The 16,203-nt window shown below is 37.0% G+C and carries 14 protein-coding genes; 8 read left to right on the forward strand and 6 right to left on the reverse strand.

Features of this window, described 5'->3' with window-relative positions; all coding sequences use genetic code 11:
• The first annotated feature begins 26 nt into the window (after window positions 1-26).
• The 5 genes from lysS (at window position 27) to cysN (ending at window position 6,124) form a co-directional block, all read left to right on the forward strand.
• A complete protein-coding gene (lysS, locus tag ACLCEG_RS15785; RefSeq protein WP_004703097.1) occupies window positions 27-1,556 on the forward strand; it encodes a lysine--tRNA ligase in 1,530 nt (509 codons plus the stop codon).
• Between the two features lie 192 nt (window positions 1,557-1,748).
• Entirely contained in the window at window positions 1,749-3,194 is a 1,446-nt protein-coding gene (locus ACLCEG_RS15790) for a capsule assembly Wzi family protein (RefSeq protein ID WP_410568257.1), read from the forward strand.
• Window positions 3,195-3,447: 253 nt separating this feature from the next.
• Window positions 3,448-3,579 (forward strand): hypothetical protein, encoded by a 132-nt coding sequence (locus tag ACLCEG_RS15795; protein ID WP_081401316.1) that lies wholly within the window; start codon window positions 3,448-3,450, stop codon window positions 3,577-3,579.
• A complete protein-coding gene (gene cysD / locus ACLCEG_RS15800) occupies window positions 3,572-4,480 on the forward strand; it encodes a sulfate adenylyltransferase subunit CysD (RefSeq protein ID WP_346523270.1) in 909 nt (302 codons plus the stop codon). The genes ACLCEG_RS15795 and cysD overlap by 8 nt, the downstream gene beginning before the upstream one ends.
• A 30-nt stretch (window positions 4,481-4,510) precedes the next feature.
• The gene (gene cysN / locus ACLCEG_RS15805; RefSeq protein ID WP_191015479.1) at window positions 4,511-6,124 is read left to right on the forward strand and encodes a sulfate adenylyltransferase subunit CysN; all 1,614 of its coding nucleotides are present in this window, start codon (window positions 4,511-4,513) and stop codon (window positions 6,122-6,124) included.
• Between the two features lie 55 nt (window positions 6,125-6,179).
• On the opposite strand, the gene ACLCEG_RS15810 is transcribed toward cysN, so the two are convergent.
• Window positions 6,180-6,737 (reverse strand): DUF2239 family protein, encoded by a 558-nt coding sequence (locus ACLCEG_RS15810; protein ID WP_410568260.1) that lies wholly within the window; start codon window positions 6,735-6,737, stop codon window positions 6,180-6,182.
• Window positions 6,738-6,950: 213 nt separating this feature from the next.
• On the opposite strand from ACLCEG_RS15810, the gene ACLCEG_RS15815 reads away from it, so the two are divergent.
• Window positions 6,951-7,463: a hypothetical protein gene (locus tag ACLCEG_RS15815; protein WP_049065783.1), complete on the forward strand. Its 513-nt coding sequence runs from the start codon at window positions 6,951-6,953 to the stop codon at window positions 7,461-7,463.
• Window positions 7,464-7,512: 49 nt separating this feature from the next.
• On the opposite strand, the gene ACLCEG_RS15820 is transcribed toward ACLCEG_RS15815, so the two are convergent.
• The 3 genes from ACLCEG_RS15820 to ACLCEG_RS15830 form a co-directional block, all read right to left on the reverse strand.
• The gene (locus ACLCEG_RS15820) at window positions 7,513-8,850 is read right to left on the reverse strand and encodes a CitMHS family transporter (protein WP_004703084.1); all 1,338 of its coding nucleotides are present in this window, start codon (window positions 8,848-8,850) and stop codon (window positions 7,513-7,515) included.
• Between the two features lie 551 nt (window positions 8,851-9,401).
• Window positions 9,402-10,727: a hemolysin family protein gene (locus tag ACLCEG_RS15825; RefSeq protein WP_019456855.1), complete on the reverse strand. Its 1,326-nt coding sequence runs from the start codon at window positions 10,725-10,727 to the stop codon at window positions 9,402-9,404.
• A gap of 123 nt (window positions 10,728-10,850) precedes the next feature.
• A complete protein-coding gene (locus ACLCEG_RS15830) occupies window positions 10,851-11,840 on the reverse strand; it encodes a LysR substrate-binding domain-containing protein (RefSeq protein WP_410568262.1) in 990 nt (329 codons plus the stop codon).
• Window positions 11,841-12,428: 588 nt separating this feature from the next.
• On the opposite strand from ACLCEG_RS15830, the gene ACLCEG_RS15835 reads away from it, so the two are divergent.
• Window positions 12,429-14,033, forward strand: a complete 1,605-nt coding sequence (locus ACLCEG_RS15835; protein ID WP_004703081.1) for an isocitrate lyase — start codon at window positions 12,429-12,431, stop codon at window positions 14,031-14,033.
• 57 nt (window positions 14,034-14,090) lie between these two features.
• Here the strand turns inward: ACLCEG_RS15835 and ACLCEG_RS15840 are convergent, their stop codons facing one another.
• Both ACLCEG_RS15840 and ACLCEG_RS15845 read right to left on the reverse strand, forming a co-directional pair.
• A complete protein-coding gene (locus tag ACLCEG_RS15840) occupies window positions 14,091-14,570 on the reverse strand; it encodes a copper resistance protein NlpE (protein ID WP_191012784.1) in 480 nt (159 codons plus the stop codon).
• A gap of 201 nt (window positions 14,571-14,771) precedes the next feature.
• Window positions 14,772-15,095, reverse strand: coding sequence for a hypothetical protein (locus tag ACLCEG_RS15845; RefSeq protein ID WP_004703079.1), 324 nt, complete (start codon window positions 15,093-15,095; stop codon window positions 14,772-14,774).
• A 196-nt stretch (window positions 15,096-15,291) separates the two neighbouring features.
• Between ACLCEG_RS15845 and ACLCEG_RS15850 the strand changes: the two genes are divergently transcribed.
• Window positions 15,292-16,167, forward strand: a complete 876-nt coding sequence (locus ACLCEG_RS15850) for an urease accessory protein UreD (RefSeq protein ID WP_410568264.1) — start codon at window positions 15,292-15,294, stop codon at window positions 16,165-16,167.
• The last annotated feature ends 36 nt before the right edge of the window (window positions 16,168-16,203 follow it).

Here is a 16,203-nt window from a genome sequence, read left to right on the forward strand (position 1 = left end):
TTAATTTTTACTTAATCGAGGCAGAGATGACGCAACAAAACGCTCAATCGACTTCTGAACCAACTATTTCCGAAAACGATTTAATCGCACAGCGTCATGCCAAATTAAAGCAAATCCAAGATGTTGCAAAGGATACTGGAAAGAGTCCTTGGCCAAATACATTTAAACGTGAACACTACGCTGCCGATTTACAAGAACAATTTAAAGATCAGTCGAAAGAACAAATTGAAAGCGCTGAACATGTCTATGTAAAAGTTGCTGGCCGTGTCATGTTAAACCGTGGTTCTTTCATGGTGATTCAAGATATGACTGGGCGTATCCAGTTATATGTTGACCGTAAAGGTTTACCAAAAGATATTCTTGAGACCATTAAAGGTTTGGACCTAGGCGATATTATTGCTGCTGAAGGTTATATTGGTCGTTCTGGCAAAGGTGACTTATATGTACACCTTGAAAGCTTTGAACTTCTTACAAAATCGCTTCGTCCGTTACCAGATAAATTTCATGGTTTGAATGATACAGAAGTTAAGTACCGTAAGCGTTACCTCGACTTAATCGTGAATGAAGAAACTCGTAAGACTTTTGAAATTCGTGCCAAAGTTGTTGCAGGTATTCGTGCATTTTTAACAAATGAGCGTTTCATGGAAGTCGAAACGCCAATGATGCATGTAATTCCAGGTGGTGCGTCTGCACGTCCGTTTGAAACGCATCACAATGCTTTAGATATGCCGTTATTCTTGCGTATCGCACCAGAACTTTATTTAAAGCGTTTGGTTGTTGGTGGTTTTGAGCGTGTGTTTGAAATTAACCGTAACTTCCGTAATGAAGGGGTGTCAACACGTCATAACCCTGAATTTACAATGATCGAGTTTTATCAGGCCTATGCTGATTATAAAGATTTGATGGCTTTAACTGAAAATATGCTTGAAAAGCTAGCTCTTGATATTTTAGGTACGACTGATGTGCCTTACCAAGGTGAAGTGTTTAGCTTTAAAGGGCCATTCAAGAAAATCTCTATGTTTGATGCCATTTTAGAGAATAACCCTCAGTTCACCCCAGAAAACGTTGGTGATCGTGAGTTCCTTGCAAAATTTGTGCGTGAGGAATTAAAAGAGCAAGTTAAACCTGGTTTTGGTTTAGGTAAACTTCAAACAATCGTATTTGAAGAAACAGTTGAAACTAAACTCCGTCAACCTACCTTTATTACTGAATATCCAGCGGAAACGTCTCCACTTGCTCGTCGTAATGATGACAATCCGCACATTACCGATCGTTTCGAATTTTTCATCGGTGGACGTGAATTGGCAAATGGCTTTAGTGAGTTAAATGACCCAATTGATCAGGCAGAGCGTTTCCAAGCTCAGGTTGCTGAAAAAGATGCAGGTGATGACGAAGCAATGCACTACGATGCAGAGTTTGTTGAAGCGCTTGAATACGGTTTACCTCCAACAGCTGGTGAAGGTATTGGTATTGACCGTTTGGTTATGCTTTTTGCTGATGCGCCAAGTATTCGTGATGTAATTTTATTCCCGCATATGCGTCGTAAAGAAGGTTAATTTAATCTTCAAAGTACAAAAAGGCAGTTTATACTGCCTTTTTTTATTCACTCTTTATATATATATAAAACACTAAAATTATAGAAAACTTAAGACCACGTTAAAAAATGTAATTGCACAGTTTAACAATTGCAAATTTGTGATAAAAAAATTAATGTGTTGCTCATAAATAACTTTGAGAATTGTGCTGACATGTTTTTAAGAAAAACACTTTCAATTGCATTATTAACAGCTGCCTCTTCAGCTGTTTTTGCCCAAGGTTTGGTGCTTAATAATGATGATTTGCGTACAGATTTAAATTGGTTGAATCAACAAGGTGTTATTAACATCAGCACTTCTACTTGGCCTTTAAGCGGTGATGAAATTCAGCGCGCACTCTCTCAGGCTAAAGTAACTCATCCAGCTCAACAAAAAGTTATTAATTCAGTTCTTAATGCATTAAAAGCAGATAACGATACAGTTAAAGTAGGTGCTTTTGCAGGAACAGATATCAAAGATATTCCTCAAGCATTTGGAAATAATCATAAATCACAGTATGAAGGTTCTGTAGAGTTTAATGCGGGCGGTGAAAACTGGGACGCAAAAATTCGTGTAAACGCTGAAAAAGATCCACAAATTGATAGTGGGCATGATGTGAATGTAGAAGGTTCGTATGTTGCTGGCAAGCTCTGGAATCAGTGGGTTGTTGCAGGTCAAATTCCAACGTGGTGGGGACCTGGACATGATGGCAGCTTAATCCGTGGTGATGCGAGTCGTCCCGTTTATGGGGTAACCATGCAACGAGCTGTACAAGATGCATTTGAAAATAAATGGTTGTCTTGGATTGGTCCTTGGCAATACCAATTATTCGCTGGCCGATTACAGGATTACGAATCTGATCCTGGAGTTAAATTATTGGGCATGCGTTTGACTGCACAGCCTCTACCTTATCTAGAATTAGGTGCATCTCGAGCAATACAATTTGGCGGTGGCGATCGTCCTGAAAACTGGGATCGTTTCTGGAAAGCTGTAGTTGGCCGTGACAATGTACAAGATGGTAGCGAAGATCCATCAAATCAATTAGGTGGATTTGATGCGCGTTTATCTTTACAACCTTTATTGCAGATCCCTGTCAGTATATATGGACAGATGATTGGTGAAGATGAAGCTGGTTATTTGCCGGCAAAATGGATGTATCTTGCAGGTACAGATTTTTCATCAGTTTATAAAAACATGCCATATCAGCTGTATGCAGAATGGGCTGACACTCGTACAAATCTCGGAGAGAAGACAGGAATTTCTTATACGCATTACGTATATCATGATGGCTTTTACCAACAAGGTTTTCCATTAGGTCATGGTATGGGTGGTGATGGTCAAATGTATTCAGTAGGCGGTAATATCAGCTTTGATACGATGAATCGTTTAAGTGGACGTGTTCTTTATGCAAAAGTTAATCCATTAAGCCTTACTGTTAATCAGGCATTTCCTGAGAAAGATACAATTAAAGGCTTAGACTTGACTTGGACACACTATATAAAACCAACACTTCCGTTAAAAATTAATGGTTGGATAACAGACTCAGATCGTAATGGTCGAGATAATGGCGTTTCTCTGGGTGTTGAAATTCCATTAGAACGTAAAATGTTTGGTTTTTAATTAAATAGTGCTATAGCAAGAGAGAAGCTAAAATGGCTTCTCTTTTTTATTGTATTTAAAGAAATCTAAAGATGAGATCGTGATTTGCTTCAGCTAATAATGCGAGCTACGATAGACAGGTTAGTTATGCAAATCAGTATTTTACATTTATATGATGAATTTGAATATCAATATGAAAAAACAAGCAAAAGAAAACAGTTTTAAATCACTATAATGCATAACTAATGCTATAAGCCTCATAAAGGGCTTGTGGTTGGATTATTTATCACGAAAAATTGGAGTTGTTATGGCACTCGTTCCTCCACATGGTCTTCTAAGTGGTGGTTTAATACCACTTCTAGATTTTATGGGCAAAATGGATAGAGAAGGGCGTGTTCATGACTGAATCAAGACTTACACATCTCAAGCAACTTGAAGCTGAAAGTATTCATATTATTCGTGAAGTTGCAGCAGAATTTGAAAATCCAGTCATGCTTTACTCAATTGGTAAAGATTCGGCTGTGATGCTTCATCTTGCATTAAAAGCATTTTATCCTGCGAAACTTCCTTTTCCTTTATTACATGTAGATACAGGTTGGAAGTTTAAAGACATGATCGCGTTTCGCGATAACATTGCAAAAACCCATGGCTTTGATTTAATTGTTCATCAAAATAAAGAAGGCCGTGAAGCAGGGATTAATCCATTTGATCACGGTAGCTCAAAATATACAGATATTATGAAAACCCAAGCTTTAAAACAGGCTTTGGATAAATATCAATTTGATGCTGCTTTTGGTGGTGCGCGCCGTGACGAAGAAAAATCGCGTGCGAAAGAGCGTGTGTATTCATTCCGTGATAGTAAGCATCGTTGGGACCCTAAAAACCAACGTCCTGAACTTTGGAACCTTTACAACGGTAAAGTAAACAAAGGCGAAAGTATTCGTGTATTCCCTTTATCTAACTGGACAGAGTTAGATATCTGGCAATATATCTATTTAGAAAATATTCAAATTGTTCCTCTTTATTTCTCTGCTGTTCGTCCAGTAGTTGAGCGTAGTGGTACGCTCATTATGGTGGATGATGAACGCATGCGCTTAAAAGAGGGTGAAGTTCCACAAATGAAGTCTGTACGTTTCCGTACGCTTGGCTGTTACCCATTAACAGGTGCAGTTGAGTCTGAAGCTGATACATTGCCAGAAATTATTCAGGAAATGTTATTGGCAACAAGTTCTGAGCGTCAAGGTCGTATGATTGACCATGATGAAGCAGGCTCAATGGAAAAGAAAAAGCAAGAAGGCTATTTCTAAGACAGTTTCTAAATTTGTGGAGTTTGAGCAATGTCTCATCAATCAGACTTAATCAGCCAAGACATTCTGGCTTATCTAAAACAGCATGAACAAAAAGACCTTTTGCGTTTTTTGACTTGCGGTAACGTAGATGATGGTAAAAGTACTTTAATTGGTCGTTTACTTTACGATTCAAAATTGATTTATGAAGATCAATTACAAGCAGTGACCCGTGATAGTAAAAAAGTAGGTACGACGGGTGATGCACCAGATTTAGCTTTGCTTGTAGACGGTTTACAGGCTGAGCGTGAGCAAGGTATTACTATTGATGTAGCTTATCGCTATTTCTCGACTGAAAAGCGTAAGTTTATTATTGCCGATACACCGGGACATGAACAATATACCCGCAACATGGCTACTGGTGCATCGACTGCTGATCTTGCAATTATCTTGATTGATGCGCGCTATGGTGTTCAAACACAAACGCGTCGTCATACATTTATTGCTAGTTTGCTTGGTATTAAAAATATTGTTGTTGCCATTAATAAAATGGACTTGGTTGAATATTCACCTGAGCGTTTTAATGAAATTCAGATTGAATATGATGCGTTCGTAAGCCAGTTAGGTGAGCGTCGCCCAGCTAATATCTTATTTGTTCCAATCTCTGCTTTAAATGGCGATAACGTTGTAAATCCATCTGCTCATACTCCTTGGTACAAGGGTCAAACCTTGATGAGTATTCTTGAGTCTGTGGAAATTAGCCGCGAATCAAACAAACACGAATTCCGTTTCCCTGTTCAGTATGTGAACCGTCCAAACCTCGACTTCCGTGGTTTTGCGGGTACTGTTGCTTTAGGTGAAATTAAAGTCGGTGACGAAATTGTAGCGTTACCTTCTGGTAAGCGTTCTACGGTTAAAGAAATCGTTACTTTTGACGGTAACCTTGAGCAAGCAGTGGCTGGTCAAGCAGTTACATTAACGTTAAACGACGAAATTGATATTAGCCGTGGTAACGTGCTGGTACGTGCAGGTGAGCAACCATTAATTTCACGTAGCGTCCGTGCTTCTGTGGTATGGATGAATGAGCACCCGCTTGTAAAAGGTAAGTTGTACAACGTTAAGATTGGTACACAAACCGTTCCAGCAAAAGTGACGAACATTCACTACCGTGTGAATGTAAATACACTTGAGCATACTCAAGTTGAAGAGCTTGAGTTAAATGCCATTGCCGATGTGGTAGTTGAGTTTGATGCTCCAGTAGTATTTGACCAATATCAAGACTCTCGTTACACAGGTTCATTTATTTTTATTGACCGTTTAAGTAACGTGACTGTGGGTGCCGGGATGGTAGAGGCAGCTGTAGAGTGGACTGCTCATAGCAATCCTGTTACTGCTGAAGACCGTGCTGCTCGTTTAGGTCAAAAACCTGCTGTTATTAGTGTTCCTGTACAATTAATTGAAAAAGCTCAAGCCTTAGAAAGTTTGTTGATTCAGCAAGGCGTAGTTGCGATCGCGAAAGCAAGTTTAACAGCTGAGCAATTGGTTCTGTTACGTGAGACTGGTGTTGTAACTATTACAACTTCTGTGGATGGTACAGATACTGAGATAACTGCTGAAACAATAGAAGAAGCAGTAGAAAAAATCGTGGAATTGGTTCGTCTTTAATAGATTGAAAAATGAGTTCTAAAAAAACCCGCGTAAGCGGGTTTTTTTATTGAGTTTAGAAAATATTTTGAGTTTTTAAAGTTAAATATTCTCTTAAGTCTTTAGGATAGTTCTGAATCATCTTTAAAAATGTATCCCGATCGCCTTGATATAAGGCGCGTGTTGCTTCCTCGTAATTTGGCATATTGCCTAACATAGCAGACATAAAACGGTCGATGGCTTGTTTGGCAAGCATAATATTGCCTTCAGAATTTGGGTTATTTAACTCTTTATCAATTAACTTACGAATTACTGCTGATGCACTCGCACTTTGTTGATCTAACCAATCCCAATGTTTTTTCTGTAAAGTGATTTCACGCGAAATTACGCCAAGTTTAGGTCGACCAACTTTTTTAATTTCTTCAGGTTCAGCATAACGTTGTTGAAAATCTTGTTCTGAACCAGAAAGATCAAGATCAATTTGTTGACCTGTTTGATCATTAAAAATCAGAATATTTTCCGTTGTTTTAGGAAGATGTTTTAGTTTTATTGCAAGTTCAACAAGGGAGTCGCTTGCAATAAGTGTGCTTCCAGTAAAAGCGGTATAGGTGATTGTTGTATTCATTTTTGCCACATATTTTTATCAGGGTAAAATAATATTATCAGGGTAAAACTAATTTGGCAAACATTAAAATTTATAACCAAAGAATTATCTGATTTTATGAGTGGTATCTCTGAAATTAAGGCTATAAAAATAGTCAAGGTAAGAGGCTATTTAAAATTTTGTTCTGCTTTAATATCACTTTTATGAGAGAATGTGCCTTTAGTTGTATGTATAAGGACTCCTATGTTTGAGCAATCTCCTGAATCTTTAAGCGATATCGAAATTTTAGACATTTTACAGTCGATGAAAAAAGATAAGCTGGATACGGAAGCAAATGAGATTATCCGTAGCGGGGGAAAAGCGGGACGTCAGGAAGCGCATAAACAGGCTTTGGTGGCACTAAATACAAATTTTGAAGAGAAGTTTGTAGAGGCAGTGACTCTTGCACTAGGTTTGAATGCAGCTCAAGCTAAAAAAATTCGCTATAAAAAAGATCGAATTCGTATTTTAAAAGCGCGTGGTATTGATTATTTAGCTATTGATGGAGCAGAAACAGCGCAAGTTTTGGCACAAATTTCACAAGCAATTGTTCGCGAAGATGCAATAGTTACCCATGACTTACATGATATCTTCCCATTTTGGAAAGAAGGTTGGCCAATGGTGCAATTTGATAATGCCTATAAAATTTTAGAAGAAGATATTACCTTGCACTTTCATGCGTTCTTAGATGCGATGATTGAGTACGTAAATAAATAAAAAATAAAAGCCCCAATTGGGGCTTTTATTTTTTTATAGCAGAGTAGAATTAGATCGCACTAAAAAGTGGGAAAACACCAATCACCAAAGCTGTACCCATCAACACCATACAAGTAATAAATGCCCACTTAAAAGTGAACTTTTGATGATCTGCAAAATCGACTTTAGCAAGACCACATAACAAGTAAGTTGACGGAACAAGTGGTGATAATAAGTGTACAGGTTGGCCTACAATTGATGCACGAGCAATCGCTTCTGGGCTAATACCATAATGTGAAGCGGCTTCAGCAAGAATAGGTAATACACCATAGAAGAATGCATCATTTGACATAAAGAACGTCAAAGGCATGCTTACCAACGCTGTAATTGGTGCCAGATATGGACCCATACTTGCAGGAATCATTGCGACAAATTCTTTAGACATCGCTTCAACCATGCCTGTGCCAGATAAAATACCTGTAAAAATACCAGCAGCAAAAATTAAGCCTACAACAGCCAAGATACTATCTGCATGCATAGCGATACGTTTCTTCTGCATATCAACATCTGGATAGTTGATAAGCATCGCAATACAGAACGCCAGCATGAATAACACTGACATTGGTAAAATACCTTTGATCAACGCAATCATAAGAATAATGGTGAGTACCATATTTACTTTACGCAAATGTGGACGAGTCGCTTCTGGATCTTTTGAAACAGTAATATTGTCACCATGATGGCTTTCAAGCTCAATCACGCCTAAACGTTTTTGCTCATAGCGACCATATAAATATGCCAAGAAGAATAACCAGCCAATACTAATAATCATTGGAAGAATCATTGGTACAAAAATATGGCTTGGGTCGACTTGAAGTGCACTCGCTGCGCGGGCAGTAGGTCCACCCCATGGCGTAAGGTTCATTACACCACTACATAACAACATAAGTGCTGTCATGATCAGTGTATTCATACCAAGTCGCTGATAGAGAGGAAGCATAGCTGCGACACAAATCATATATGTCGTTGAGCCATCACCATCAAGAGAAACTAACGTCGTTAAAAAAACGGTCCCTAATGTAATTTTTAGAGGATCGCCTTTAACCTTTTTCAAAATCCATTTAACCGGGGGATCGAAAAGACCTGCATCGATCATTAAGGCAAAATATAAAATTGCAAATAATAGCATTACACCAGTAGGTGCAAGTTTTTTGATGCCTTCTAGCATCATCTCGCTGAGACCTTTAAGCTCAATATGACTTAAGCTTTCAAAGTAGTGACCTAGGCCCCAAGCAATAAGAGAAAAAATAAATGGGATAAGAATTAAAGCAATAATAGGGCTTAAACGTTTGGACATGATTAAGTACATGAAGCACAAAATCATGCCAACACCAAGTAATGTCAGCATACAATCAATCCTTTGCCTTTAGTTTTACTGAACAAGTTTATTCCAAACTTTGACTTTTATTATTCTTATGAATTTTTATTAAAAAAACAAATAATATATTTAGTTTATTTGGTTAATATATATTCAATTAAAAAGGTATATTCTCCGGAAATACTGAATATATATATTAATGGCTTAGTTTATTTATTATATATAGTAGCTTTAATATTTATATAAAGGTTTTATCATATTTAAAATTATCATATATTTTGAAGAATTATACTTGCTTTGAGCGTTGAGATGAGAAGAAGACCCATTTACAAGGCTTGTAATATCTACGTTACCTAAGGCTGATGGGGTTGTAAATGCTTTATTCGCAAATTTTCATTTCAATTGAACTTAATTTTTTTATTTTAATTAAGAGGTTAATCTTTATATTTATAAATATGATTAGCATAATTAATTAAACTTTTAATAATGAAGAATATTAAATGAAAGCGTGAATTTAATAACTACTTATTCATATTAAAAAAATATCCTGCATTTGGCAGGATATTTTGCACCAAAATAAATCAATTTTCGTCAGGCGGTGAATGTAATTCAGATTTTTCTAATACGCGAGTAACTAATAGTTGATCGATTTTAAAATGATCCACATCGACAACTTCAAATTTATAACCACCAAATTCGACAAAATCGGCTGGACGAGGAATTTTGCGTAAACGATACATCATAAAACCTGCTAGCGTTTCATAATTCTCTTCATCGGGCATTTCGTCAATTTCAAGAGCATGTCTCAGGTCATCAATTGGTGTGCTGCCATCAATTAACCAAGAGTTATTGTCACGCTTAATGATTTGCTGTTCTTCTTCAATTGGGGTAACCCAGTCACCCATTACGGTAATCATGATATCGCTTAAGGTGATAACACCAACTACAAGCGCATATTCATTAATTACAACAGCGAACTTTTCTTTTGTTGATCTGAAGCGATCAAGTAATTCAGAAAGGGTTAATGTGTCAGGAATAATGAGAACATTGCGAATAGTAGATTCATTTAATTGAGTCGGTGATTGATTATTTAAAATACGAACAAGAAAATCTTTGGCATCTACATACCCAATAACCTGATCAATATTTTCATTACACACTAAAAATTTAGAATAAGGATATTCTGCTAATTTTTGTCGAATACTGTCTTCATGTTCGTTTAAAGTGAAATAAACAACATTTTCACGCGTTGTCATACTCGATGGTACGTTGCGTTCTTCTAGTTCAAAAACATTTTCAATAAAATGATGTTCTTGTTTTTGAAGTACACCTGCTTGGGCACCTGCATCCATAACAGCTGAGATATCATCAAAAGTAATATTGTCTTCTCGAGTTGTATTTACTTTAAATAAGCGGAATAACAGGTTCGCGATGGCATTAATTCCCCAGGCTAAAGGTTTACAAACTTTAATAAAAACCTGAATTGGATTGATAACACTAATTGCAATTTTTTCTGGGGCAATCATAGCCAAGCGTTTTGGCATAAGATCGGCAAATAAAATAAATAGCGATGTTACTAAAGTAAAAGATAGAGCAAAACCAATTGTTTGCGACCAGGGACCTACATAGAACCGGTCAACTAAAGTCACAAAAAATGGACGGAAAGCAGCTTCGCCTAAAATACCGCCTAAAATTGCAACAGCATTTAGTCCAATTTGGGATGCTGCAAAAAAGTCTGCAGATTGTTCTTGTAAATCAAGTACCTGTTGAGCACGTTCCTCGCCAGCTTCAGCTAAAATTTTTAACTTCACTTTTCTGGCGCCAGCCAGTGCAATTTCAGTTAAAGATAAAAAGCCTGCTGCGATGATGAGCAGTACGATGATAATGATATTTTGAAAGAGACTCACAAATCACCCGAGGTTCATCATTATTATGACTATGTTTTAACACAAAAAAGCGCTGAGGTAATCAGATTGATTGCTCAGCGCTTAAAGATAATGTTTGAAAGAGACAATTAAATTAAAATTTATTTAATAGTGAGAAAATTGTGAATTGTTGGTAAGAAATTCACGATTTTCTTCTTCGATCATTTGGCGAGCAACGAATAGAATAAGTTGGCGTAACCAGCGATGAGCAGGGTGATGGTGTAATAGTGGGCACCAAGCCATTTTAAGTTCAAATTCTGGAATATAAAAAGGAGGATCCTTTATAATCAGTTTTGGATTTTGAGTTTGTAGGCGCGCCATTCGAGTTGGAAGCGTTGCAATGAGGTCAACATTTTGAGCAAGCAAGGCTGGCATTTGGTAGTGGCGAGTAAATACTGAAATTTTACGGCGTTGACCAATACGTTCTAATGCTTGATCAATCCAGCCTAAACCACCTTGTTTATCTGGGTTTACGCCAAAACCAACACCCATACCTGTTTTAGATACCCAAATATGCTGTGCATCTAGGTAACTTTTAAGATTTAAATGAGTAACAGCAGGGTGTTTGTCATTCAAAATACAGCTGAAACTATCACGCCAAACTAACACTTGGTGGAAACTTTGCGGTATTTCATTAAATCTATTAATTGCCAGATCAACTTTACCTTGTTCCATGTCTCTATATGACACATCACTTGGGGTAAGAAAGTCGAGCACTACATTTGGAGCTTCGGAACGTAAGGCTTTTACTAGACGAGGAACCAGAGTTGCTTCTGCATAATCAGAAGTCATAATGCGAAAAACGCGATTGCTGGTATAAGGGCGGAATTCGGTACGCGGTTCCAAAATCATGGAAAGATCAGAAAGGGCATCGCGAATACGTGGTTGTAATTCGAGTGCGCGTTCTGTCGGTGTCATTCCTTCCGATGAACGGATTAGAAGAGGGTCGTTAAATAAATTACGCAAGCGACGTAAAATATTACTCATGGCTGGTTGAGTAACGCCAAGCTGTTCTGCTGCGCGTGTAACATTTTTTTCACGAAGAAGAACATCAAGATATATTAATAGATTAAGATCTACCCGTTCCAGATTCATAAAAAAAATACCGAAAATAAAACCCTAAAATTGTTTCAAATTATGCCATATTTAAAGAACATTGTGTGAAAAAATGATGAGAAAAACGACATTTTTTGTTGAAATTAAGTATGTCTGAAAAGGACCTCAAATGCTCGATTTTATTATCTTTGATCTGTTTTTGACTTTGTCTTTATAGACGTAAAATTTTTCTTTTATATTTAACCATGTTCTATCATTAAAATTGACTTTTTACATTGGCAAAAGTCGCCTAATTTACAATTGACTTTTGACACTAAAAATGAATGGAAAAATCTCAAAAATTGTATAAAAATAAAACTTGGAGAGTTTTTTGATCAAAATACTATACTCCTTTAGGATTATTTTGTTTTTATAAACAAAGTGTTATGTTTTTTAGTTTTACTTATAATATCGATTTATTGGTATATTTTTTAAATAAATACTGAAGATTAACGAAGGATATTGGATTAATTGATTGGCTAAGTCTAAGCTGTGTTCATGAGGAAGCAGCTGGTGTCATAAGAAATTTAAGTAACGTGACTCTAGGCTTCAATCGATGAAATCCTAAAATGAATACAGGACAATATCATGACTACATATCAAACAGCGATTGATGCAGTACGTCAATTAAAAGCAAAATTTGGCAACACTTGGGCAGACATTAGCCCAGAAGATGCTGCTCGTATGCAACTTCAAAACCGTTTCAAAACTGGTTTAGATATTGCTAAGTATACAGCTGCGATTATGCGTCGTGATATGGCTGAATACGATGCTGACTCAAGCAAATACACTCAATCATTAGGTTGCTGGCATGGTTTCATTGCACAACAAAAAATGATTGCGAACAAAAAATACTTCGGTACTACAAGCAAACGTTATATCTACCTTTCTGGTTGGATGGTTGCTGCTCTTCGTTCAGAGTTCGGTCCACTTCCTGACCAATCTATGCACGAAAAAACTTCTGTTCCTGCTTTGATCGAAGAAATCTACACTTTCTTACGTCAAGCTGACGCAAAAGAATTAAACGATTTATTCCGTGCCCTTAAAAAAGCACAAGAAGCTGGTGATACTGCTAAAGCAGCTGAAATCACAGCTCAAATCGACAACTTTGAAACTCACGTTGTGCCAATTATTGCTGACATCGATGCTGGTTTCGGTAACGAAGAAGCAACTTACTTACTTGCTAAGAAAATGATCGAAGCTGGTGCTTGTGCGCTTCAAATCGAAAATCAAGTATCTGATGCTAAACAATGTGGTCACCAAGCTGGTAAAGTAACTGTTCCACACGAAGACTTTATTGCTAAGATCCATGCATTACGTTATGCATTCTTAGAAATGGGTCTTGAAGAAGGTATCATCGTTGCGCGTACTGACTCTGAAGGCGCTGACTTGACTCAAAAAATCCCAGTGGTTAAAGAGCCAGGTGACATCGCTTCTCAATACATCAGCTACTTAGATACTCAAGAAATTGACATTGCTGATGCGCAAGAAGACGAAATCTTAATCAAGCGTGATGGTAAGTTACACCGTCCTAAACGTTTACCTTCAGGTTTATATCAGTTCCGTGCTGACACTCAAATTGACCGTGTTGTACTTGACTGTGTATCTAGCCTTCAAAATGGTGCTGACCTTCTTTGGATCGAAACTGCGACTCCAAACGTAGAAGAAATCGCACACATGGTTAACCGTGTTAAAGAAGTTGTTCCAAATGCTAAGCTTGTTTATAACAACAGCCCATCATTTAACTGGACTTTAAACTTCCGTCAACAAGCTTACGACCGTTGGGTTGCTGAAGGTAAAGATGTTTCTGCATATGACCGCGCTAAATTAATGAGCGCTGAATATGACAATACTGAATTAGCTGCTGATGCTGATGACAAGATCCGTACATTCCAAGCAGATGCTTCTCGTGAAGCAGGTGTGTTCCATCACTTGATCACACTTCCGACTTACCACACTGCTGCTCTTTCTACTCATGAGCTTGCACAAGGTTACTTCGGTTCTGAAGGTATGTTGGCTTATGTTGCTGGCGTACAACGTAAAGAAATCCGTGGTGGTATCGCTTGTGTGAAACACCAAGCAATGGCGGGTTCTGACATCGGTGATGATCACAAAGAAATCTTCTCTGGTGATAACGCTCTTAAAGCACATGACGATGCTAAAAACACAATGAACCAATTCGCAGCTAACTAAGAATTGATTCCATAAAAAACCCGCTCAAATGAGCGGGTTTTTTATATTAAAACTTTATTAATCTTCTTTTTTCAACACATAGTGCTCTGCCAAAGAACCTTCAATTTTTTTACCTTCCATATCTAAAGCAGTTGCAGTATTTTCGCCAATAAAGAATTTACGATTTTCAGCTTTATTATCTAAGGTAATGATAGAAGTGTTGTCTTTATCGAAAGCAAACTTACCATGAGTTTCAAATGGTTTTGTATCACCTTTGCCTAAGTAAGTTTCAGTCAATTCATAAGTTTTATCATCTTTTAATTTTAGTTCTGTTTTGATGCCTTCACAGTCTGCACATGGAAGGGTACCTGTATATTTACCATTCCAATCTAAAGAATTTTCTGCTGTGTGCTCAGTATCTACAGCAACAGCACTACTTGCTTCACTAGTTTGTACAGGGGTAGAAGCATCAGAAGTTGCTTCTGTTTTATTTTCATGTTTGTTACATGCGACAAGAAGAGTACTCATAAGTGCAATTGCTAATAATGATTTTTTCATGATGAAGAAAACCTCAAAAATAAAAATAAAAAGTCTTTAAAGCCTAGAAAAAGATCATAAAAAATAAAAGCGTTTGTATGTAGTCAAAATTTAACAAAAGGTAAAGTGTATATTTTTTTGTTCATTTAAACGATTTTTATTGAAATATATAACGAGTAAAAAAAGTATCCACTAACTGAGTTAATGGATACATCTAAAAAATTATGGATGAGCAGAAACTCCACCTAGAGAATCACACGCTGATTTATAGAGTTCATATTGTTTTTTTACTACCTCGTCTAAAGGCATTGCAAATAATTCCTCGCCATCTTTATAGCTTTCTACATAAGAGGTCGCTTTTTCTTTACTTACTGCTAAAGTTTGTTGGTAATAAGAATTAATAGAGCTATTTGAAATCTCCCTGGTTTCTACGTTTTTACATTGGAAATTATTTAGAAGTTTTTCTGCGCGTTTGACCTCACTAGATTGGCCAAAAATACACCCAGTTAAAAATACAAAAGGTACTAACACGAAAAAGATTTTCATGGAAAAAAATTTATAAGAGCGAGGATGGGCGCTATTGTATAAATAATTCCATACTTTACTGTGGTTTTATGTTAGACATTGATGATTTTTTAACTCATTAAAATAAAAAAATTGTTTCCAAGTTTGTAATGACCTCTTTTTGTATATGGTGCATATTTTGCTTATTAAATAAAGCCATTAATAAAAATGAGCCAAAATGAATCGGATTCAACAATTTTCTCATACTTCTTTAGCACCATTTTGGTATGCGCAATTAGAACTTGGTTTTTGTTTTAAAGAAAGTCGCACCATAATGAATCACAGAAAACATTATGGCCCTGTTCGGGTGCAAAAAATGCTCTGGCCTGAAAAAACTGGAGTTTGTCACGCTATTATTGTTCATCCACCAGCCGGCATTGCAGGAGGCGATCATCTTACTTTTCAAATTGAAACAGCTGAACAGGCGCATGCCGTTATTACCACGCCTGGGGCTGGAAAATGGTATAGAACAAATGGTAAACAGGCTTTTCAACATATTTATTTGACTGTAAAAAACGATTCTATTCTAGAGTGGATGCCTCAAGAAACGATGTTGTTTGATGGTGCTGTAGCGCACTCAGAAACACATATTCACCTTGAACAAACAGCAAGTTTCATTGGTTGGGATATGCTGGTATTGGGACGGCAAGCTCGAGCTGAAAATTTTGTTCAGGGCAGTTATCACAACCAGTTTAAGTTATGGCGTGAAAATAAATTATTAGTTGCCGATACATTACATTTTGAGGGAGGAGATCGCTGGTTAAGCTCATGTTTAGGAATGAATAATCAGGCTGTAATGGCAAGTTTCTGGGCTGTACCGCCTGAAAAATTTCGCTCTTCATTTTATTTAGAACAACATATTGAACTTGTCCGTGAGTTAATCATGCGTATGGATGCCCCGGTTACTTTGACTTCATTGGAAGATGTGCTTTGTGCACGTTTTTTAGGGAATGATGTACGGCATTGTCATGATGCATTTGCGGCCATACGCGCAAGATTAAGACGTTATTGGTTTGATTTAGATGAAGAATTTCCAAGAATTTGGAAAACCTAACTTACGTTAAATTGCGTATTTTAAAAACGATTAGAA

The sequence above is a fragment of the Acinetobacter sp. H1(2024) genome (assembly GCF_046557555.1).
In the GTDB taxonomy this organism is placed as follows: Bacteria; Pseudomonadota; Gammaproteobacteria; order Pseudomonadales; family Moraxellaceae; genus Acinetobacter; species Acinetobacter seifertii.